This window comes from Arthrobacter sp. lap29, assembly GCF_032458965.1.
GTDB classification, from domain to species: domain Bacteria; phylum Actinomycetota; class Actinomycetes; order Actinomycetales; family Micrococcaceae; genus Specibacter; species Specibacter psychrochitiniphilus.
Genome location: NZ_JAUCEK010000003.1, coordinates 291,820 through 314,495 on the forward strand (window position 1 = coordinate 291,820; position 22,676 = coordinate 314,495).

The following is a 22,676-nucleotide window of genomic DNA, read 5'->3' on the forward strand; positions in this document are numbered from 1 at the left end:
TCTGCGCAATCCTTTGATTGTGCAGACCCTTATGGAACGTTGCTTGATGCCTTAAAGCTCTTGTAGCTGGCCGCTCTCCACCATCCACCGGGAGTCCAAGCGCACGTTTTCAAGGAGCCGGCGGTCGTGGGTGACCAGGAGCAGCGTGCCTTCGTAGCTCTCCAGCGCTTCCTCGAGTTGCTCGATGGCTGGCAGGTCCAAATGGTTGGTGGGCTCATCTAGCACCAATACGTTCACGCCGCGGGCCTGCAAAAGTGCCAACGATGCGCGGGTGCGTTCGCCGGGAGAGAGCGCACCCACCGGGCTTGTCACCTGGTCAGCTTTCAGCCCAAACTTAGCCAAAAGGGTACGCACCTCGCCCTGATTCAGTTCCGGCACGAGCGCCTCGAAGCCCTCTCCTAGCGGAGCCTGTTCTGGGAATTGGCTGCGCGCCTGGTCAATCTCCCCGATGGCAACATTCGCGCCCAGGGAGGCAACACCGTCATTCGGGGAAATGCGGCCCAGCAACAGCCGCAACAGGGTGGACTTGCCGGCGCCGTTGGGGCCGGTGATGCCTATGCGTTCTCCAGCGTTCACCTGTGCAGTCACCGGCCCCAGGGTGAAGCTGCCCTGGCGCACCACCGCAGCGTTAAGCGTAGAGACCACGGTGCTTGAGCGGGGTGCTGCGCCAATGCTGAATTGGAGGGCCCACTCCTTGCGTGGCTCCTCAACCTCGTCCAGGCGGGCGATCCGGGACTCCATCTGGCGCACCTTCTGCGCCTGCTTCTCACTGGATTCACTGGCGGCCTTGCGCCGAATCTTGTCATTGTCGGGGGCTTTTTTCATGGCGTTGCGTACACCCTGCGAGCTCCACTCGCGCTGGACTCGGGCGCGCCCCACGAGGTCCGCCTTCTTGTCCGCGAACTCGTCATAGGCTTCGCGGGCGTGGCGCTTTGCAATGGCACGTTCTTCCAAGAAGGAGTCGTAACCGCCGTCATACACGGCCACCTTGTTCTGCGCCTGGTCCAGCTCCACTACGGAGGTGATGGTGCGGGCCAGGAACTCGCGGTCATGCGAGACGAGGACCACGCCGCCGCGCAGACCCCTGACGAACTCTTCCAGCCGGGCCAGTCCCGCCAGGTCCAGATCATTGGTGGGTTCATCCAGAAGTACTATGTCGAAGCGGCTCAGCAGGAGCGCGGCCAACGCCACGCGGGCGGCCTGCCCGCCGGAGAGCCCTGTCATGGGGGTGCTGGGAGTGAGGTCCAAGCCGAGCTCGGCCAGGGTGGCCGGGATGCGTTCATCCACGTCTGCGGCACCGCAGGCGAGCCAGTGGTCCAGGGCTGCGGCGTAGCGGTCATCGTCGGCGCAGTTGCCGGAGCCTAGTGCTTCTGCGGATGATTCCATCTCCTCCGTGGCCTGGGTGCAACCGGTGCGCCGGCCAATGTAGGCGGCGATGCTTTCGCCCTCGATCCGCTCATGTTCCTGCGGCAGCCAGCCGACGAAGGCGTCTTGTGGGGCAGTGCTGACGGTGCCGCCCTGCGGGGTGGTGGCGCCCGCGAGGAGAGCCAAAAGTGTTGACTTGCCGGCACCATTGGCACCCACCACGCCTATGACGTCGCCCGGGGCCACAGTGAAGGAGAGGTTACTGAAAAGGGTGCGGTGTGCGTGGCCTCCGGAAAGGTCCTTCGCGACAAGTGTTGCGCTCATGCATCCATCTTAAGTCGCTTCCTTGCGCCGCCCGGACGTTTTTGTGCTGCCGGGGTCCCGGCGCACCCGCTCCCACCCGTCCCCGCCTTCAACCGCGCCTCCATTGTGCATCTCCCATCGGTCCGTGAGAAAAGGTCGTTTAGAACTGAGTTAAGCGACTTTTTCTCACGGACCGATTCGGGGAAGCCGCCGAAATGTTGCCGTGTGTGACGGCAAGGTTGCTTGAGGCCCTCTGTCAGGGCAATCTAGTGGACAGAATCAAGAGTTCCAGTCAGAGGCCCTGGCCGACTGGACGGCAACCCTCGCAACCATAGTGGGGTGCCCCAGGTGAGGATTCGACGCCGCCGGCAGCTGCCGCGGGCGTAAGTATGGCGCGGTGCCTGGCACTTGCGTTCCCCTGAATGGAGACATCATGACTGAGACCACTGTAACTATTGACGACGCAGCACAGCGATCGGCGCGCCTTGGCGAAGCCGGCGCAGCCTGGGCCAAGCGCATCGGAGCCAATCCGGACAATGCGAAGCTCACGTACACAGCCGCCGGCGTGGGGGTTGGCTCGGTGGCCACGCGCATCAGCGCCGGCAAACACCAATTCCTCGTCGACGAACCTGCCGCACTTGCTGGGGACGATGCCGCAGCCAGTCCCGTGGAATTCGCACTCGGTGCCGTCATCGCCTGCCAAGTTGTGGTGTACCGCCTCTACGCGGAGCAACTGGGTATCCAGCTCGATGACATCACCATCAAGGCCGAAGGTGATCTGGACGTCCGTGGCTTGTTCGGGATCGATGAGTCAATCCGTCCCGGCTTCAGCGACATCCGCCTAGCCGTAAGCATCACGGGACCTGAATCGCAGGAACGCTACGAAGAGCTCGGCCGCATTGTTGAAGCACGCTGCCCTGTCCAAGACCTGTTAAGCAACACCACGCCTGTCAGCGCAGTCGTCACGAAGGCTTAGACATCACTAAATCCTGAGCAGCGTCAACGCCGAGAACGCCGCACCGCATGTGTTCGAGGATGAAGCCTAACGATTCGACACGGTGGTGCGGCGCAGGCAAGTAGCCCACAACACTCAAGCTGTAGTTTCTTCGGCGACTGCTTGGATGCCGAGAGCCAGCCAGTTCGCACGTGTGGCCAGTGCTGCGCCGTCGGCGTCGCCCGCAGTGGCAAGTTTGATGATGTCCGCATGCGCACTGACCGAATGCTGCGCATCGTGGGAACTGAACCGTTGACGCTCCACTCTCCGCAACAGTGGCATGGCCTGGTCCAGCATGGTTGGCACCATGTCATTTCCGCACGCACCAACGAGAACGGCATGGAACTGGTCATCGGCAGCCAAGGCGGCATCGGCGTCGTTCTTCTTGATGGCGGCGGCAAAGCGCACGTTGGCAGCGGTCATGGCGGCAAGGTCCTGCTCGCTCAGCAGGGGAACTGCCAGCCGCGCCGCCAGCTCGTGCATGGCCGCGACTACCTGCTGCGCATTCACGGTGGAGGCGGCATCAAGCGGGGCGACGATGGTGGCCCGGCCCGGCTGGGCAATAATCAGCCCGGCCCGCTCAAGCCGGAGCAGAGCCTCCCGGATAGGGGTTCGACTCACGCCCAACCATGCCTCTAGCTCCGGATCCCGCAGGCGCTCGCCCGGAGCGAAGGTGCCATTGACGATGGCGTCGCGGATGGAATCGTACACGTCATTACGAAGCAGGGAGCGCTTGTGAATTCCCTGGGGCGGAGGAGTCGGCATGCAACATAGGATATATCGTCCCAGGTGGAGTTTGGCCGCAGCCCCGTCCACGAGTTGGCGCGTCTGAGCAAACATCCCGGCGGCGCGAGGATTTGGGCCAAACGTGAGGATGTCAACAGTGGTCTGGCTTTTGGTGGCAATAAGACCCGCAAACTCGACTACATTGTTCCGGACACCATTGCCCAAGGAGCTGACACGCTCGTCTCCATCAGCGGATATCAGTCGAATCACACCCGTCAGGTGGCGGCAGTGGCTGCAAGCCGGGTGTGAAAGCCCGTCTCGCGCAGGAAAACTGGGTGGACTGACCGGACCCGCTATCCAACCGGGTAGGCAATATTGAGCTTTCGCGCATCATGGGTGCCGACGTCCACCTCGATGCAGCTGGGTTCGACATTGGCATCCGTAGCAGCTGGGAACAAGCCATCAAGGACGTCGAAGATGCCAGGGCAAGCCCTATCCCATCCCGGCAGGCGCCTCCGAACATCACTTGGGCGGGCTGGGCTTTGCTAACTGGGCCTATGAAGTGGAGCAGCAGGAGAAGGAACTAGGTGTCTTCTTCGACACGATTGTGCTCTGCACCGTTACCGCCTCCACCCACGCAGGCATGATCGCTGGATTTGCGGGACAAGACAGGCCGCGGCGCGTCATCGGCATTGACGCCTCAGCCACCATTGAAAAGACTCGCGCTCAGGTGGCCCGGATCGCCCGTCACACAGCTGAGCTGATGGACTTGGACAGGAAGATCTGTGACGACGAGACCACTGTCTTGCAAGGCTGGGCCGGCAACCACTCCGGCATCCCTGTGGACTCCACGCTCGAGGCCATAAAACTCACCGGATCCCTTGAAAGCATGATCATCGACCCTGTGTATGAAGGAAAATCCATGGCTGGGTTGATTGACCTTGTCCGCAGCAAGGACATTCCTTCCAGCAGCAACGTCCTCTACGCGCATTCGGGCGGACGGCTGGCGTTGAATGCCTACAGCGGACTGTTTCGCTAAAGAACATTAGCGGACTGGGGCAGGATTCCCCAGCGCTCGGGGCTTCCCGTTCAGCGCCAAGGGCTTCCGGCCCTGTAATCGGAGCGCCTCTGGCAGGCTCTGCCTCCGCGGCGAGGGCGGTGGCCTGTGCCAGCTCAAAGCGGGCTAGCTTAGTCTGGTAGTGCAGCTGCCGCCTGGCCTCCAAGGTCAGCTCCACCCAGTACGCTGCCTCACGGGCGCCGGCGAAAATGGCGATCAGGCCGTGGGGTACGCGTTTTTTGGGCCGGGCGGAGAGCTTGAATTCGAGAGGGACATGTGGGCGGACTGGGGCTTGCGGAAAATGAGGAACAGGGCTGGTCCCAGCCAAATGAAGTAGCTGAGCAAGGCCAGTAACACCTTGTTGTTCTGCCATGCGGCCACAACAAGCGGGCTGACCACTGCCAACGCCACCACCAGCAGTACTGAGGCGTACGCCAGCCCCACGCCTGGGCGCGGATTGCTGCGGTACAAGGACACTGCCAGAGCGGATAGTGCAGCGCTCACAACTGCCAGCAGGGTCAGTGCCAGTGCCGAGAGCAGGACCCGCACGGGCGTGAGCTCACTGTGCAAGATCAACGAAACCAAGGTGATGAGTAGCCCGGCAAAGGCCCACCAGGCCACCAGCCTGGTGATCTTGCGCCCATCCACCCGGATCCGGTTGTGTGTGGAAATGCCCCACATCCGTTCCCACCGCTGAATGTGCAGCCGCATGGAAGTAGTCAGGTGGAACTCATCAATATCTCGTTGTACTGCCGTGTCACGCTGGCGGACCACGGAGAAAATAACCAGCATCAACGAGAGCATGCCCAGGAAGAACTTAGGCCCGGAATCAGGGTCGGAGGGCAGGAAGAAGACGTTGTGCAACGCCATCCACATGGTTGCGGCGGCGGCAATGCCAACTAATAGCGTCAGGAGCTCCAGTAGCTCCTCCAGTGCCATAACCTGGGATTCATTGGCCATACCCAAGGGGCTACGGCCGCTAAAGACCAAAGCAACCAGCGTGGTTGCCGTGGCGCCAAGGATCCACCCAAGGGCATCAATGCTAAATTCAAAGGTCCCCGGACTGGTGAAAGGTGCCAGCAACCGCTCGAGGAGACGTCCCCACACCATGTTGAGATCGCCAAACGAGGCAATGCGCCCCTTGTCTAGGGGGTGATGGATTTGCAGGATCATTAAACACAGGAGCAAGCCTAAGAACAGCAACGTAAGAATTTGCCGTCGCTGGCTGCGTTTCTCCCGGTGAAACTCGGAAACGGCGCGAATATGGCGTTCCTGAGGTGCGTGAATTGTCATCTCCGATCATTGACCCTGTCCCGTGATGCTATCGGAGGGCAGTGCGGCCCGGCACAAAATACCGGAGGCTCCACAAGCTGCAAGATTTCACTTGGTCCATGACTCCTGTGTGCACTAGGGTCAATAACTGTGAGGTAGAGAACACAGACACGCAGATCGCACCGCCCGCAGCAAGCTGCCGCGGCGTGCTGGATCGCGTCTTCGTAGCCCACCAACCCCTGAATTCGATAGAAGGCCGCAGTGCGTTCATTCCCTTACAAATCCGCCGGAAAACCCGATCTCCGTTCACCCTCACGCTATCTTTTGTGGCTGGCTGGCGCCCAACGAGGAACCCTCCTGCTCGGCATTCTGTACGGTTCCATCTGGACGGTGTGCCAGGCCCTGACGCCATACATTCTGGGCCAAGCCATCGACCAGGGCATCCTGCCGGGCAACTTCGGCCGTCTCTCCTTCTGGGTGGGCCTGCTGGTGGGCTTGACCATCATCCAGTCAATCTCCGCCACGCTGCGTCACCGCGCCGCTATGAGCAACTGGATGCAGGCGGCCTTCCGGTCCGCCCAGATTGTTGGCCACAAGGTCACCCGCAGCGGCGACGCTCTCCCGCAAAAGTTCTCCACCGGCGAGGTGGTCTCCACGTGTGCCTCCGACGCCATGCGCATTGGCGAGATTTTCGACGTCGCCGCACGCCTGGCCGGCTCCGTTGTGGGATACCTGCTGGTCTCCTACCTTGTCTTCCAGTCCTCCTGGCAGCTGGGACTGGTGGTCCTGGTGGGCGTGCCGCTGTGCGGTGCCGGGATGTTGTTCGTGATCCGCCCCCTCCAACGTCGCCAAAAAGACCAACGTGAAGCGGCCGGAAAAATGACGGCATTGGGCGCTGACACCGTGGCCGGCCTGCGCGTTTTGCGAGGTATTGGTGGCGAGCACATCTTCGTCCAGCGTTACCGCGAGCGTTCCCGGGAAACTCAGCTCGCCGGCAACAAGGTGGCCTGGTCCCTGGCCGACCTCGACGCCGCCCAGGTCTTCGTCGTTGGAATTTTCAGTGTCGCTTTCACCTGGATCGGCGCGGTACAGGCCGTGACCGGGCAGATCGAGGCCGGCCAGCTCGTGGCCCTCTACGGTTACGCGGTCTTCCTGGTCTCGCCCATCCGCACCGCCGCTGACGCCGTCTCCCGCCTCATCCGTGCCCAGGTCGGTGCCCGCCGCATCATCGATGTGCTGGCCACCCCTTCAGCCGTGCACGACGCCGAGACAACAGTCCCAGCCCCGGCCGCACCGAGCGCTTTGCTCGACTCGGTTTCAGGAGTGGTGGTTGCCCCGGGTGGGATGAGCGCGATTGTTTCGGAGGACCCCGCCGCAGCCGCTGAGCTGGCCCGGCGGTTGGGCCGTTTTGAGGACGCAGTGCTGCGTGAGGCTGTGGTGCAGTGGGGCAGCGAGGCCCTGCACCTGATGCCGCTGCGTGAGGTGCGCTCCCGCATTGTGGTCTCCGACGCCGAACCGCAGTTGTTCACCGGCACTCTCCGCGAGGAGCTGGACCCGGACGGCCGGCACAGCGACACGGAGATTATGGCGGCCATTGAGGTGGCCAGTGCACAGGACGTCTTTGATGGTCTGGAGCAGGGCCTAGACGCGGAAGTCACGGAAAAGGGGCGCAGCTTTTCCGGCGGCCAGCGCCAGAGACTGGCCTTGGCTCGTGCTGTGCTGACCGAAGCGGAGGTGCTGGTGCTCATTGAACCAACCAGCGCCGTCGATGCACATACCGAACAACGGATAGCAGGGGCGCTGGGCAAAAGCCGCGGTTCCGCTGCGCACACCACACTTGTGGTGACGGCCAGCCCGCTGCTGCTGGGCGCCATGGACACTGTGGCTTTTCTGAAGCACGGCAAGCTGCAGGCTCAGGGCACACACCGGCACCTGCTGGACACTGTCCCGGAATACCGCAAGGTGGTGGTCCGTGGTGAGGGCATGAACGGTCAAGGCCACACCGAAGCAGCAGTAGCCGCCAACGCCAACCACAGCACCGCCACCGAGGGGGAGAAGTAATGACAGAGACAATGTTGCCTGTGGCGGACTCCGCCCAGGTCAAGGCCGAAGGCCTGCGGTTGATGCGGTTGCACAAAAAGCCGCTGGCCGGCGTCGTTAGTCTTTATGGTGTGGCCGCAATTGCCGGTCTGGCCGGACCGTTCCTGTTGGGGCGGCTCGTGGATGCGGTCACGGCAGGCACCACTACCGGCTTTGTGGCCATGGTGGCGTTGACCCTGGGCGGGTTCGTACTCATCCAGACCGTGCTGGCGCGCTGGGCCCGGCGCAAGGGCATGATGCTGGGCGAGAAAGTGTTCGCGCAACTCCGTGAGGAATTTATGGAGCAGGTCACGTCTCTGCCGCTCTCCACGGTGGAACGGGCCGGCACCGGCGACCTGGTCTCGCGCACCACCAACGACGTTGACGCGGTCTCCCACACTGTCCGCTTCGGTGTGCCGCAGGTGCTTGTCTCGGTCGCGTCCATCGTGCTGACGGCGGCCGCGGCAGTGTTGACGAGCCCCATCCTGGCCGTGGCCCTACTGGTGGGCGTGCCGCTGCTGGTGCCCGTGACTCGCTGGTATCTCAAGCGAGCCACGCCGGGGTACCTGTTGGAACGCGAAAGCTACGCCGGGCTCAATGGTGCCGTTACCGAAACCATTGAGGGTGCCCGCACGGTGGATGCGCTGAGTCTTGGCGCCAACCGCCGCCACCGGATTGACGCGGCCCTGCGCAACTGCTTTGAACGGGAAAAGTACACGCTGGGCCTGCGCACGGTGCTATTTCCGGCGGCCGAATTTTCCTTTTGGCTGCCCGTTGCGGCAGTGCTTTTGTGGGGCGGCTGGCTCGCCTCGCAGGGACAGGTCAGCACGGGCATGGTAGCCACAGTGGCGTTGTACGCGTTGCAGTTGATCGACCCCGTGGACACGCTCATCATGTGGATTGACGAGATTCAGGTGGGCGCCTCATCTCTGGCCCGCATTGTGGGCATCCGCAACGTGGCGCCGGACCGTACCGCAACGGATGCTGTGCCCACCGATGAACAAATCCTGGTGGAGCAGGCCCGCTTCGCCTACCGCGAAGGCCACGACGTGCTGCACAACATTGACCTCACACTCCGTCCTGGCGAGCGGCTGGCCATGGTGGGTCCTTCCGGCGCGGGAAAGTCCACGCTGGGGCGGCTGCTCGCTGGTATCAATGGGCCCACGGCCGGCTCCGTCACGGTGGGCGGGGTGCCACTCATGGATCGACCGCTGGATGAGCTGCGCGGCGAGGTGGCCCTGGTCACGCAGGAGCACCACGTGTTCGTGGGCACGCTGGCCGACAACGTCCGTCTGGGGAAGGCCGACGCAACTGATGCCGAGATTGAAAAGGCCCTGTCCGACGTCGGATCCCTGGCTTGGGTGCGCGCCCTCCCCAAAGGGCTGGCCACCGAGGTGGGCTCAGGGTCGCATTCGCTCACGCCTGCTCAGGCGCAGGAGTTGGCGCTGGCCCGGCTGGTACTGGCGGACCCGCACACGCTGGTGCTGGACGAGGCCACCTCGCTGATTGACCCGCAGGCCGCTAGGGATCTGGAGTTCTCCCTCAGTGCAGTGCTTCAGGGGCGTACGGTAGTGGCGATCGCGCACCGGCTGCACACCGCGCACGACGCCGACCGGGTCGCCGTCGTGGAAAAGGGGCGCATCACGGAGCTGGGCCCGCACGACGAACTGCTGGCACAGAATGGCTCATATGCGGCGTTGTGGAACTCGTGGCGGCAGGACATTTGAGCCTGTTCTGCGCGGCGAAATAAGCGTAACGTTCAAAGAGGGGCGTGTTGGGCCAGCTGACCCGGTGCGCAATGAGCGCGATGCAGAAGGAGCTTGCCATGCCTGACAAACAGCCTCACCACCACGAACACAAGAAGCTGGATAAGGGCCACGCCATCAAGGCCAAGCGCGCAGAGAAGAAGGCCCGCGGTGCTGCCAATGAATCCGAGGATCCGGTTGCGAAGATCACGAAGAAGCACACCTGATCGCAAACGGCCGGAGGAGCCACCGACCCGCACCTGACTGCATGCGTATGCATGGAATAGTTTGGTGCGGAGTCCGGTTGTGCTGATCATGGAGAGCACATTCAAGAAACGCCTTGGGTTTTTGTCCTTTGGCCACTACGGAACGGGACGCGGCTCGCAGACCAACACGGCTGCCGATGCGTTGCGGCAGGCATTGACTTGGCCGTGGCCGCCGAGGAACTGGGCATCGATGGGGCCTTCTTCCGGGTGCACCACTTCGCCCGGCAACAGGCTGCCCCGTTCCCGCTCATGGCTGCCATTGCTGCGCGCACCAGCCGGATCGAAATTGGTACCGGCGTCATCGACATGCGTTATGAAAACCCGCTGTACATGGCCGAACAGGCAGCCGCCACGGACCTGATCAGTGGGGGTCGGCTGCAGCTAGGGGTGAGCCGCGGCTCACCCGAACCCGCTGCCAATGGGGCCGCAGACTTCGGCTACCGCCCGCTCGACGGCGAAACGGTTGCGGACATGGCCCGCCGCCACACCGCCTTATTTCGGCAGGCAATTTCCGGTGCAGGAGTGGCCGAGCCTGGGGAGTACTCACACATGGGCGGCGAGTGGCTGTTGCGCATTGAACCGCAATCGCCGGGGCTGTCCCAGCGGATCTGGTGGGGCGCTGGCACCCGTGCCACAGCCGTATGGGCCGCGGCGCAGGGGATGAACCTGATGAGCTCCACGCTGCTGACCGAGGACACCGGTGTGCCGTTTGATCAGTTGCAGGCCGAACAGATTCAGTTGTTCCGTGATGAGTGGGCGCGTGCCGGCCATGATTTTACGCCCCGCGTCTCCATCAGCCGCTCCGTCATTCCTGTGGTGGATGACGTCGACAGGACGTACTTCGGGGTGCGTGCCCAGGCGGACAGCCGGGATCAGGTCGGCATGATCGACGGCTTCCTCTCACGCTTTGGCAAGAGCTACATTGGCGATCCCGCAGTGCTCGCCGAGGAGCTGGCTGCCGATGCAGCTGTTCAAGCAGCGGACACCGTCATGCTCACCGTGCCCAACCAGCTAGGTCTCGACTACAACACAAAAATGCTGGCCAACATTGCCGAACACATCGCCCCGGCGATCGGCTGGGAGCCGGCCACGGCTTGAGGTGCCCAGCCTGCAGGAGGTGCGTGCCGCCGTCGTACGTCAATGTCCGGTGGCTGGTTCTGTGCCCCTGCGCCGGCGGACAGGCGCATCTACGCGGACCTTGGGGATTTCCTTGCTGGAATTGACCCGTCCACCGGATTGCTCGCAGACCCCTAAGGAACCAAGGCAGTGGGGCGGAATTGGCATACGCTGGGTCGATGGCAATTTGTCTTGAACTTTTGGATCCTGGCAGCTTCCCGCAGTGGTTGGAACAAAGCTGCAGCGAGTATGTGGCCGATCTCATCTCCTCGGGAAGCGCGCCCGGAGCGGCTCGTCAGCAGGCTGAAGCCTCACTTCACAAATCCTTCCCTGAGGGCCGCCCGGGCCTCGACAACGCCGTATTCACCCTGATGGACCAGGGTGGATCTGCCGTGGGCTATATCTGGGTTGGCCGGGACCACTCCGACGACCCGACCGCGTGGTGGGTGTGGGACATCCTTGTTGACTCCGCACACCGAGGGAAGGGGTATGGCAGGGAAGCCATGCAACTCGCGGAAGAGTATGCTCGCTCACGTGGCGCCCTCACCCTGGGATTGAACGTGTTCGGCTACAACGCTTCGGCCCGCGGACTCTACGAATCGCTGGGCTACGAAACTACCAGCATCAAGATGCGCAAAAGCCTCCTCTCTGCCGGAAGCGGCGAAGACGCGAGCAATTAGGTGATGATCTCTTTGCCGGTGGTACGGATCGCAGCAAACTGTGCGCGCCGCAAAGTCACGGTGACCAGTAGGGTGCCAGCCACAGCGTGAGAGGGCTGATTGCACCCAACCTGGGTGCCGCCGTCGGACGTTAAAGCGCGACGGCGGCACGTGGTGCCATCCCATGTGTCACGGTGGTAAAATCGGCTGTGGAGCAATCCCCCTAAATTTTAGCGACACCGGAACAGCTTTTGGCCGAACGAGTCGCACGAGAAGGCAGCGCAGCATCGCCGCCAGACGCCCACTACAGAATAAAGTTTGGAACCCATGAGAAGAACTGCACGCCAGACCCCGCCCGCCCTCGCTGATGGTGCAATGCGCATCGTAGCCCTTGGCGGATTGGGGGAGATTGGCCGCAACATGACCGTCTTCGAATTCGCGGGAAAGTTGCTGATCGTTGATTGCGGTGTGCTCTTCCCTGAGGATCACCACCCCGGCGTTGACCTGATCCTGCCGGACTTCTCCTACTTGAAGAACCGCTGGCAAGACGTTGTTGGCTTGGTGCTGACACACGGCCACGAAGATCACATTGGCGGGGTTCCGTACCTGCTCAAGCACCGCGGCGACATCCCGGTTATCTCAGCCAAGCTGACGTTGGCTTTCTTGAAGACCAAGCTTGAAGAGCACCGCATCAAGGGCAAGATGGTCCAGGTTAAGGAAGGCGACCGCCGCAAATTCGGTCCGTTCGACGTCGAATTCCTCGCCGTCAACCACTCCATCCCGGACGGACTGGCCGTTGCTATCCGCACCCCTGCCGGTCTGGTGCTGGAAACTGGTGACTTCAAGATGGACCAGTTCCCCTTGGATAAGCGCATCACTGACCTAGCTGGCTTTGCCCGTCTGGGCGAGGAAGGCGTGGATCTGTTCCTGCCTGACTCCACCAACGCAGAAGTACCCGGCTTCCTGGCCGCTGAAGCAGACCTCATCCCGGCCATTGACCAGGTGATGCGCACGGCTCCGCGCCGCGTTGTGGTTTCCAGCTTCGCGAGCCACGTGCACCGCATCCAGCAGATCATTGACTCTGCGCACAAGTACAACCGCAAGATTGCCTTTGTTGGCCGCTCCATGGTCCGGAACATGACCACGGCACGCGAACTGGGCTACCTGAAGATTCCCCGCGGCGTACTCGTTGACGCCAAGGAATTGGAAAAGATGGACCCCAAGAAGGCCGTGCTGATCTGCACCGGTTCACAGGGTGAGCCCATGGCCGCGTTGGCCCGCATGGCCAACGGTGACCACCAGATCAACCTGACCGAGGGCGACACCGTCCTGCTGGCCAGTTCCCTGGTTCCCGGCAACGAGTCCTCGATCTACCGCCTGATCAATGACCTCACCAAGCAGGGCGCCAACGTTATCCACAAGGGCAACGCCAAGGTGCACGTCTCCGGGCACGCCAGTGCTGGCGAGCTCGTGTACTGCTACAACTTGGTCCGCCCCAAGAACGTCATGCCGGTCCACGGCGAATACCGCCACCTGAAGGCGAACGCCGAGCTGGCGGTCCGCACCGGTGTTGAACCCAAGAACACGTTCATCATTGAAGACGGCACTGCGCTGGACCTCAAGGACGGCGTGGTCAAGGTCAGCGGCAGCGTCCCGGCTGCCTACGTCTACGTGGAGAACATGGTTGCCGGTGCGGCAACTGAAGAATCACTCCAGGACCGCATCCGTCTGGCCGAAGATGGTGCCGTCACGGTGCTGCTCATTGTTAACCCGGACACCGGCAAGATTGAAGAAGACCCCGAGTTCTTCTCCGTGGGCTTCAACCTGACGGACAAGGACATTGAAAAGGCCGCCGGAATTGTGGAGAAGACCATCTCCGGGATCCGCGGCGAAAAGACCGGACCGGCGGCTGAGAAGGCTGTGGCCAACGGTCTGCTGCGCTGGTCTGACCGCGCACTGCGCCGCAAGCCCGTTTACACGGTCATCATCGTCGAGGCGTAAGCCTTCGCGGCCAATGCCGCCGCTTCATCGATCCGTGAGAAAAGGTCGCTTTGACACTGTCAAAGCGACCTTTTCTCACGGATCGATTTAGAGATTGCGCCAAGCGCCCGGCGGGGCTACGGTGTGGGCAGCATCCAGCTCAGAACCGGTGTCGACTGCAGATAGACCAGGACGCACAGGATCAGGAGCATGCCCACCGACCACCCGGCAACCTTCTTCAAGATGACCGACTCCTTGCCTTCCATACCCACCGCTGTTGCGGCAATGGCAAGGTTCTGTGGGGAGATTAGCTTGCCCACCACGCCACCGGAGGTGTTGGCGGCAACCAAGAGGTTCGGATCAATCCCAGCGTTGATGCCGGCAGTTTGTTGCAGGTTCGCGAACAAGGCGTTGGCCGAGGTGTCCGATCCGGTGACCGCGGTGCCGATCCAGCCAAGAATGGGTGACAGGAAGGCAAAGAATGCTCCTGTTCCGGCTAGCCAGGTCCCGATGGTGATGGTCTGGCCGGAGAGGTTCATGACGTAGGCCAATGCGAGCACGGACAAGATGGTGGTGGCTGCCCAGCGCATTCTGTAGATGGTGTGCCAGATTTCGGCGATAGCCCGGGAAACCTTGATCTTGTATTTGCCGCCACCGTCAAAGATTGAATAGACCACGGCAACAATCAGACCTGTGAACAGCAGCAGGGTGCCGGGGTTCGAGAGCCACTGGAAGTTATAGACGGTTGAGGTAACGGGGTTCCCTCCGGCATCCAGGATGTGGCCATAGAGTAGTGGCCATTGAACCTTGACGTCCGTGGATCCAAGGACGGCGGGAACACTGACTCCCATTGTCCAAAGCTTGGCGATGCCGAAGATGATGATCACAAGCAAGTAGGGGAACAAGGCCAGGAACGTTGGGCCCGGCAGTAGCTTGCGGTTGGACTCGTCGTACGTTGTGGTAATGCCGGCGCTTCCCCCGGTAGCCCCGTTGGTTCCGCCCACCATGATGCGTTCACGTGCTGCTTCGCGGCCCTTGGAGGACCAGAAACGCAGGAAAATGACGGCTGCGCCAAGGCCAGCCAGCGAGGCAACAATATCCGTCAATTCGTAGGAGAAATAGGTAGCGCACAAGAACTGAGTCACAGCGAACGTGGCGCCGATGACCAACGCTGCCGGCCAGACTTCCTTGACACCGCGTTTGCCATCAATGATGAACAACAGCAGCGTCGGAACAAAGAGGGCAAGGATCGGTGCCTGGTGTCCCACGATGGCGCCGATGTGGTTGGCGTCTAATCCTGTCAGCGAGGCTGCGGTGGTGATTGGGATGGCTACCGCGCCGAAGGCCACCGGGGCGGTGTTGGCAACCAGGACTGCGGCCGCAGCGCGCAGCGGAGACATCCCCAAGGCCAGCAGCATCGTGGCTGTGATGGCCACGGGGGCTCCGAATCCGGCCAGTGCCTCAAGCAGGCCACCGAAACAGAAGGCGATGAGAATCGATTGGATACGCACATCCCCGCCGCCGATCACGTCAAAGACTCGGCGCAGATCCTCGAAGCGTCCTGAAACCACGGTGATTTGGTACAGCCAGATAGCCATGATGACGATCCAGACAACGGGGAACGCGCCGAATACGGCACCCATCACGCCGGACATCAACGTCATGCCCACGGGCATCTTAAAGACGAAGATGGCCACAAGGATCGCTACCGCTAAGGAGGTTAGGCCGGAGACGTGGGCCTTGGCCTTGACTACTGCCAGCATGATGAAGAATGTCACTAGGGGCAGGAGGGCGACGATGGCCGAAAGCGCGATGCTGCCGACCAGCGGATCTGTTGTAGGTGTGAATGTATCCACGGGGGTCCTTCGCTTGGAGTGGGGCGGGGAAGGTTCTTAGTGGTCCCTTTGTGAGGCAACCGTGGTCAGACCACTATGGTCCGACCACGAAATTATAGCCTAGATAATCACTACCGGTGAGCAGAATCACAGAGGTGCCCCAAAGTCCTGCCAGCGCCGCTGTGGTTGGATTCCGGAAGTTGGATGTTCCTCCTCATCAACGGCTATGACGTGTCGCGCGCTAAGGGCATAAGGGGTGATCTCAAGGGTGAAGGTTACCCATGGCCAAGAAAACGAGGCGAACCGGCAAGGTTCAGCGCATCATCAAGTGATCTCTGGCGGTGAGCTGCGGGCCACCCGCGCTCTGGAGGCCATCACTGGTCCCTCCCATGGGGAATATACGGATTATCGGGGCTGGCTCGGGCTGAACGGCCAGCTTGCCGACAGGTTCTAAGCCGTCTGGGCCCGGCTTTTTACGCAAGTACGACGGCGGCACTTGCCTCCCAGCGTCTGCACAGCGCTGCTGGGTGTGGCGATCATGGCACTGACAGTATTCATTCACAAACCGCGCGTGAAGCCGTTAAACCCTGAGGATCACAGCTCAGCAATACTCACCGGTACGTGGACGAGCCCGGTCATCCCCGCGCCTCCGCAAACCGAGGCGCCATGGACTCCATCTGTTCCATGACCAGCTTGATCGCCGCAGGCTGGCTGTCCGGCGGATACCCGTTGATCACCAAGAGCCGTTTGATGGATGAGCGCAGTTTCGCCCGAACATCATCGCGGACCGTCCAATCGGTGCGAATATCGCGTTGCATGACGGTTACCAGCTGGCGTGCAATTTCGGCCAGCTTACCCTCGCCCTGGACTTCAACAGCGGATTCGTTGGAGGCGACGGCGTCGTAAAACGCCAGCTCATCAGAATTCAATGCGGGCGTGAAGTGCTGCCCGCGGTTGGCTTCAGCAGCCACTTCCTTGGCCAACTCCACCAGCTCCGCAATCACTTCAGCGGAGGTGAGCTGTTGATTCGTGTACTTGCGCATCAGCTCGGTGATGCGCTCTGAAAACGTCCGCTGACGCACAATGTTGTTGCGGGTAGTGGCTACCGATTCCTCAGCTACGAGCTTGCGCAGGGCCTCAATGGCCAGCTGAGGGTTTCGTGCCGCCTTGGTTTTGGCGATGAATTCGGGCGTCAGATCATCAAGTGAGGGCTTGGGCATGCCAGCCGCCGAATAGATGTCCAGGACCTCGCCTGATTGGGTGGCACCGGCAATCAGCTCACCCAGAAGCCGCTGGATCTCCTCCGGGATAGGTTCGCCGGATGCCTGACGGTCTGCGGCGTCAAACTTTGCCATCCAGACGCGAATCTCCTCGTACATCTGGACTTCAGGTTTGTGTTCCGCCAGATTCACCGCGCCGGAACACAGCGCCCAGGCCCGCGAGAGCTGCCCACTATAGCGCCGGTACTTTGACGCCAAGGTTTCATCTTCTGACGGCGCGTTCCCCGGTGTTGCCGCATCGCGAAGGTACGAGGTGGCTCCGGTTGCGGCATTGATCCAGGCCTTGGGGCCGCCCTTGTGGAGAACCGCTTTCCAGTTGTAACCGGCCAGCAACTGGCGCAGGGTGCCCATCACTGTCACAGTCAGCGCGATGGCCTCGTCGATGTTCTTTCCCACAGGCTTGTTGGCCTGATCGGACTGCGTGTATTCGCCCAGCGCCTTGGCCAGGTTCTCGGCGAGCGGGGCGTACGCCACCAACAGCCCGTCTTCCTTGCCCCGGAACGTGCGGTTCACACGGGCAAGGGTCTGCATGAGCAACGCCCCCTTGAGTGGGCGGTCCAGGTAGAGGGTGTGCAGAGGCGGCGCATCAAAGCCTGTGAGCATCATGTCCTTGACAATCACCAACTCCAGCTCGTCATCCGCGTCCTTGAGCCTGGCCTTGACGATGGCGTTGAGCGAATCGCGGCGAACGTGGTTGGACACCGGCGCTGTGTCTGTTGCATCCCCGGAGTAGACCACCTTGATTTTGCCGGCGCTCAGTTCATTGGAGTGCCAATCCGGGCGCAGCTCAACAATGGCTGTGTAGAGCCTCGCGCAAATCTCGCGGGTGCCGCCCACGATCATCGCTTTTCCCGGTACCGAGATGAACTTTTTCATCACGGATCGGCGGCCTTCCCAGTGTTCCACCAGGTCTGCAGCCAGCGCGGCAATGCGTTCTGGGGCGCCATAAACGGCGTTGACCACGGCCACGCTCGCCTCGATGCGGGCGCGTTCGGTGAAGTCCAGACCCACCGTGGCGTCGTCGGCCGCGGAATCCAGCTGTTCTTCAGTAATGGAACCGGCCAGGCCCACCTTGATCAGGCGAGGCTCGAAATAGACAGGAACGGTGGCGCCGTCATCCACGGCCCGGGTGAGATCGTAAATGTCGATGTAATCACCAAAAACATCGCGGGTGTTGCGGTCTTCGAAGGAGATGGGTGTGCCCGTGAAGGCGATCAGCGTGGCGTGGGGAAGCGCATCGCGCAGGTGCCGGGCGTACCCGTCCAAATCGTCGTAGTGGCTGCGGTGCGCCTCATCGACCACCACGATGACGTTCCGGCGATCGCTGAGCAAGGGATGCTCTGTTCCGGCTTCCTTTTCGGCCTGGCTGCGACCAAATTTCTGCAGCGTGGTGAAGTAGATGCCACCGGTGGTGCGGTTGCTCAGTTCCTCGCGCAGCTCGCTCCGGCGCCGGATCTTCTGTGGCTTTTCCGGCAGCAGCTGGCTCTGCAGGAACGTCTCATACAGCTGACCGTCCAGCTCATTTCGGTCGGTGATGACAACCACCGTGGGGTTCTTCAGCCGTGGGTGGCGGATCACGCGGTTGGTATAGAGCTCCATTTCCATAGACTTGCCCGAACCCTGGGTGTGCCAGACGACGCCGGCCTTTCCATTGGATTCGACCGCCTGGACCGTGCTTCCCACAGCTTTGGTGACGGCGAAGTACTGGTGTGGCTTGGCAATGCGCTTACTCAAGCCGTCTGCGTTCTCATCAAAAGCGGTGAAGTCATTGAGCAGTTGCAGGAATCTGTCTTGGTTGTAGAGCCCCTGTAGGGCCGTCTCCATTTCAGTGACGGCCTCCCCCTCAATCATCAATCCCGGGGGAACAGGGACGCCGTCGTCATTCACGTTCCATGGGGAGAAGTGATTGAAGGGTGTGAAGGGGGTGCCGTATTTGGCCTGGATACCATCGCTGGCGAGGGTAAAGACGCAGAAGCGGAAGGCCATGGGGAATTCGCGCAGGTATGTTTGCAGCTGGGCGTGCGCGCCGGTGAGGTTGGCGTGTGCACTACCGGCCTTCTTCAACTCGATGACGCTGACGGGCATGCCGTTGCAGTACAGCACCAGATCGAAGCGGCGCTTGTAGTCGCCTGCCACCAAGGTCACTTGGCTGACGGCGAGCCAGTCATTTTGGTCTGGGTCGGCACTGAGGAGATGGATAGTGGCGTTGACGTCGCTGCCGTCCGCATCGATGTAGCTGAGCCTGTAGCCGTTGACCAGATAGCCGTGGATGCGCTGATTTTCGGTAATGGCATCGTTGGATTTGGGTGCGATGATCTCCGCCAGTGCCTGCTTCACGTACTGCAGCGGAACGGTGGGGTTGAACTTTTGCAGCGCAGCGAGCAGGCGTGGACGGATCAACAGCTCAGACCAAGACTCACGTTCGTCCTTGCCTGGGGCAATGTCCTCGCCGTGCTTTGGGAGCCAGCCGAGAGGCTCGGCGAGTTGCTCCAGCGCGAGGCCTTCCCAGTCGGCTTCGGAAAAGCCCGTGGCTGCCAATGTCATCGTATTCTCCCCAGTGGTTGTCATCTTCAATGACGCTATCAGCTGAGCGTCATCGCGATGTTTTTTTGTCCGGTATGTGGGGTTATCAAGGCTTTTGGGCCGTGCCATCTTTGAGTTCGATGCAGTTGCAGATGAGAAGAAACTTAGTTCTTTCTTCTCTTGAAGTTAATTGTTGACGAAATTTGATCGCAAAAAACACTGAAAACAAAGGATTTTTTTGCCTTTTCCCTAAGTTGTTGTTTTGTTGATGCTAAATTCTTGGCATGCCGAGCATTGAGTTTCCTGAGCTCTCCTTCAGTCCGCCCTTGGCTGGCACGATCATCGACCTTGAGCGGTTGAGAGGAGATTTGAGCACAGGAAACGCCCGCCCGCTAATTTTTTGCAGCTGAAGTCTTTGTTCCAGCTGATGTCCAGCATCATGAGCGCACGCATCGAGGGCAACCGGACATCCATCGTCGACGCTGTTGAAGGCGCTACAAGGTCAATTGGGGGCGACTGTACTCCTTCCGAGGGCGTCCAAGAGATCATCAATTTGCAGGATGCTGCGGCTTTTGTTGACAGGGTTGTGAAGCCAGGTACGCCCATAACGCATGCTCTGGTGAGGGAGCTTCACAAGATTGCGGTTAGTGGATTGAATCGGGAAGGGGATAAGACTCCCGGTTCTTACAGAACCGGTGAGGTCATGATCGGTGGTTCAGCCCACGTTCCATCGCCGCCTGTGTCTGTTCAAGGGGACATGACTGAGCTTTTGGACTTTGTGAATAGGCCCGTGGAGCAGAACTTCGACCTTCTGAAAGTGGCCATCACGCACCACCGGTTCGTCTGGATACATCCCTTTGGAAACGGAAACGGAAACGGAAATGGTCGCGTCTGTCGCCTATTTACCTACGCGATTATCCTTTCCCAAGGATTCAGCGATTCCGGGATGTACCGGGCAGTCAACCCGACATCGGTTTTTGGATCGGACAGGTCGCGGTATTACAGCATGTTGGAGGAAGCAGATTCACTTACTCCGGATGGCATTATCCGGTGGTGCGAATACCTCTTGAACGGCATGCTCAACGACATGCAAAAGCTCAATAAGCTCAGCGACAGTACCTTTGTGTTGGACGGCTTGTTGCGGCCAGCCATAAAGCGCGTGGTTGATGCCGGTGCATTTTCTGCGCGCGAGTCGGCTGCTCTCGATGTTGTGGCGCGGCTGACTGAAGTTAAGGCCGCGGATCTGGAGATCGCACTGCCAGGGTCGTTTTCGAGTCGAAGCCAGTAAACTCGCAAGCTTGTTGACAGGAAACTGATTCAGCCCGTTGCCGAGGGCAAGCGCAGCTACCAACTTGTCTTGGCGCCCGGTCCGATTACGCCATTCATCATTCGGCAGCTGGATGAGCTTGGCTTCCTGCCGAGCATCCTCAAAGACGACTTCGCCTGAGGGTATGAACGCTACTTCAGGGCTGTGGATAAACGTTGCAACCTGCTTTACATGTCTCGCTAACGTTTAAACCTTTTGCCCCCTTCTTTACATCTCTGCCGAGCGGCTGGCTACGCAGCCGTCGCGGATAGACTGTGTGTTCGAGACCCCGCCCGCTCGGCACACGAAGGAATCCCATGGCTAAGAAGACCGATCGCTCGGCAAAAGATTCGAAAATGACGTCGGTTGGCGAGCTTCGGGCAAGCCGGGCCGTGGACGCCGTGGTACCTGCGTTTGTTCAATGGTGCCAGGACTCTCACGGGATGCCGGCAGATGCTGCCATGGAATACCTGAACCCGGTGAAGGACGTGGCGGCAGCATATTTTGAGCTGGTGCCGTCATCCGTGGCCACAGCATTTGATGCGGAACCGTTCGGGACCGTACTGGGGAAGGTATACGCGGCTTACGACAACGCCAGCACCGGGTCCGACAACGCTGTTATGTTCGTCTTTGAAGCCGTTCACCTGTATGTCGAATTCCTAGAACGCGCAGGTATGTGGACGGGTACGGAGGCAGAATATGACGCGGTGCATTCCCTGTTCCACGTGAGCGAGGAAAACGCCGGCGCCCAGCTTGAAGTGCCCCAGCTGACCGCAAACGATGAGTTGGCGTTCTACGAAGGCACAGAGCTGGTGCACTATCTGGAAAATTTCTTGCACTGGCTAGGCAAGGGCAGGGAAGTGACTTCCACGGGCCTGCTGCGCCTGAAGGAAATTGAGGGCGCAGCATCTGCCATAGGCCTTCGTGCCAGGGGAGGCAGGCCGCTCCGCGATCAGAGATGGGAAAAGCCCAGCCGCGATCCGAACCAGCCCGATGCCGAGGTCTACGCCGTCCTGTCCATGAACGGCCTGGACGAGCTCATGAAGTTCTGGGTGACGCTGGAGGCGTGCCACCTGGTCCAGGTCGGCCCCACAAGGGTCCGCCCCACTGCATTCGCGGAGGAACTGCTGGAAACAGGGCATCCGGGGCGGCTGGGCATTCTGCGCAGTTTTGTGAGCAAGTTCCTGGAAATCTCTGTTCATGGTGAGAGTCACTGGAGCATGCTCTTCCAAGATGTCGCTTTGGTCCAATCCATCCTGTTACTGGACATCTGCCATCCAGGGGGATTCACCATGGATTACATCCCCGAGTTGGTGGCAAACATTGGACTAAAAGCCGTGGATCCCATCATTGACATCGTGACGGAACGGACGCATGAAATGGCCCGCCTGGGGCTGCTCACCCTGGAACCTGTCATCCAGGTCCTGCCGCCACTAGTGCCATTCATCCCCTCCTTGCTCGAATACGCAAAGAACAGGCCGGAGGGGGACGATGAATGGGAGGGCTTGGCCGGTATCGATGCCATCGGCGGGCCTGCGCCCAAGGCGAGCCCGCAGACTCGGCTCCTGCAAGTCAAGATCATGCTCAAGGATTCCAAGCCGCCCGTGTGGCGGCGCCTACTGGTGCGCAACGACTTGAATTTGGCGCAGCTACACCACATCATTCAGCGGGCGTTTGGCTGGATGAACTGCCACCTGCATGAGTTCCGTGTGGGCGGTTACAACGGTACGGCGTACGGCCCGGTTGGTGATGACTTTGATTTTGGGGACCAGATGCCCATCGATGAAGCCAGCATAAAAGTGGGCCAGATCTTGTCGCAGGAAAAGGACAAGATTGGCTATACCTACGATTTTGGTGACAACTGGGAGCACTCCATCGCCGTGGAGAACGTGTTGGAGTACCGCGGCGGTCCCGCCGCACGCTGTACTGGCGGACGGGGTGCCGGACCGGCTGAGGACAGCGGCGGTGTGTGGGGCTGGGAAAACATCGGCGCCATCATGACCCAGCCCACCCACCCGGAATATCAGGAATACCGTGACTGGCTCGGGATTGAAGAGGGTGAAGCGTTTGACCCCAAGAGCTTTGATGAGGATGGCGTGGACGAGATTCTTTCCGAGTTGTTCTGAGGAAAGTACGACGACGGCGCTCGCCTTTCAGCCGCAACTTGCCT

At 60.8% G+C, this 22,676-nt stretch carries 13 protein-coding genes, 2 pseudogenes and 1 riboswitch; of the genes and pseudogenes, 10 read left to right on the plus strand and 5 right to left on the minus strand.

The window, feature by feature from the left end:
* Positions 1–51: 51 nt before the first annotated feature.
* Complete coding sequence (locus RY113_RS06880; RefSeq protein WP_315913985.1) at positions 52–1,689, minus strand: ABC-F family ATP-binding cassette domain-containing protein; 1,638 nt, start codon at positions 1,687–1,689, stop codon at positions 52–54.
* A 256-nt stretch (positions 1,690–1,945) separates the two neighbouring features.
* A riboswitch (SAM riboswitch) is annotated at positions 1,946–2,064 on the plus strand.
* Between the two features lie 37 nt (positions 2,065–2,101).
* Here RY113_RS06880 and RY113_RS06885 point away from each other — a divergent pair.
* Complete coding sequence (locus RY113_RS06885; protein WP_315913986.1) at positions 2,102–2,644, plus strand: OsmC family protein; 543 nt, start codon at positions 2,102–2,104, stop codon at positions 2,642–2,644.
* 114 nt (positions 2,645–2,758) lie between these two features.
* Here the strand turns inward: RY113_RS06885 and RY113_RS06890 are convergent, their stop codons facing one another.
* Positions 2,759–3,427, minus strand: a complete 669-nt coding sequence (locus tag RY113_RS06890; protein WP_315913987.1) for a GntR family transcriptional regulator — start codon at positions 3,425–3,427, stop codon at positions 2,759–2,761.
* A 12-nt stretch (positions 3,428–3,439) separates the two neighbouring features.
* Between RY113_RS06890 and RY113_RS06895 the strand changes: the two are divergent.
* Positions 3,440–4,427 (plus strand): annotated as a pseudogene (locus tag RY113_RS06895) (1-aminocyclopropane-1-carboxylate deaminase).
* 234 nt (positions 4,428–4,661) lie between these two features.
* Here RY113_RS06895 and RY113_RS06900 read toward each other — a convergent pair.
* Positions 4,662–5,618, minus strand: a complete 957-nt coding sequence (locus tag RY113_RS06900; protein WP_315913988.1) for a hypothetical protein — start codon at positions 5,616–5,618, stop codon at positions 4,662–4,664.
* Between the two features lie 360 nt (positions 5,619–5,978).
* On the opposite strand from RY113_RS06900, the gene RY113_RS06905 reads away from it, so the two are divergent.
* From RY113_RS06905 to RY113_RS06930, 6 genes and pseudogenes are all read left to right on the plus strand, one after another.
* Entirely contained in the window at positions 5,979–7,778 is a 1,800-nt protein-coding gene (locus tag RY113_RS06905) for an ABC transporter ATP-binding protein (protein ID WP_315913989.1), read from the plus strand.
* The gene (locus RY113_RS06910) at positions 7,778–9,523 is read left to right on the plus strand and encodes an ABC transporter ATP-binding protein (RefSeq protein WP_315913990.1); all 1,746 of its coding nucleotides are present in this window, start codon (positions 7,778–7,780) and stop codon (positions 9,521–9,523) included. Before RY113_RS06905 ends, RY113_RS06910 begins: the two co-directional genes overlap by 1 nt.
* Before the next feature lie 98 nt (positions 9,524–9,621).
* A complete protein-coding gene (locus tag RY113_RS06915) occupies positions 9,622–9,768 on the plus strand; it encodes a hypothetical protein (protein ID WP_170120891.1) in 147 nt (48 codons plus the stop codon).
* 88 nt (positions 9,769–9,856) lie between these two features.
* Positions 9,857–10,905, plus strand: a pseudogene (locus tag RY113_RS06920) (LLM class flavin-dependent oxidoreductase).
* Between the two features lie 197 nt (positions 10,906–11,102).
* Positions 11,103–11,603: an N-acetyltransferase gene (locus tag RY113_RS06925; protein WP_110105107.1), complete on the plus strand. Its 501-nt coding sequence runs from the start codon at positions 11,103–11,105 to the stop codon at positions 11,601–11,603.
* 306 nt (positions 11,604–11,909) lie between these two features.
* Positions 11,910–13,583: a ribonuclease J gene (locus RY113_RS06930; protein WP_110105106.1), complete on the plus strand. Its 1,674-nt coding sequence runs from the start codon at positions 11,910–11,912 to the stop codon at positions 13,581–13,583.
* A gap of 116 nt (positions 13,584–13,699) precedes the next feature.
* On the opposite strand, the gene RY113_RS06935 is transcribed toward RY113_RS06930, so the two are convergent.
* Complete coding sequence (locus RY113_RS06935; RefSeq protein WP_315913991.1) at positions 13,700–15,418, minus strand: L-lactate permease; 1,719 nt, start codon at positions 15,416–15,418, stop codon at positions 13,700–13,702.
* 614 nt (positions 15,419–16,032) lie between these two features.
* A complete protein-coding gene (locus RY113_RS06940) occupies positions 16,033–19,221 on the minus strand; it encodes a type I restriction endonuclease subunit R (RefSeq protein ID WP_315913992.1) in 3,189 nt (1,062 codons plus the stop codon).
* Between the two features lie 418 nt (positions 19,222–19,639).
* On the opposite strand from RY113_RS06940, the gene RY113_RS06945 reads away from it, so the two are divergent.
* Positions 19,640–20,488 carry a Fic family protein gene (locus RY113_RS06945; RefSeq protein ID WP_315913993.1) on the plus strand — a complete coding sequence of 283 codons (849 nt, stop codon included), beginning with the start codon at positions 19,640–19,642 and terminating at the stop codon, positions 20,486–20,488.
* Between the two features lie 335 nt (positions 20,489–20,823).
* Positions 20,824–22,632 (plus strand): plasmid pRiA4b ORF-3 family protein, encoded by a 1,809-nt coding sequence (locus tag RY113_RS06950; RefSeq protein WP_315913994.1) that lies wholly within the window; start codon positions 20,824–20,826, stop codon positions 22,630–22,632.
* The last annotated feature ends 44 nt before the right edge of the window (positions 22,633–22,676 follow it).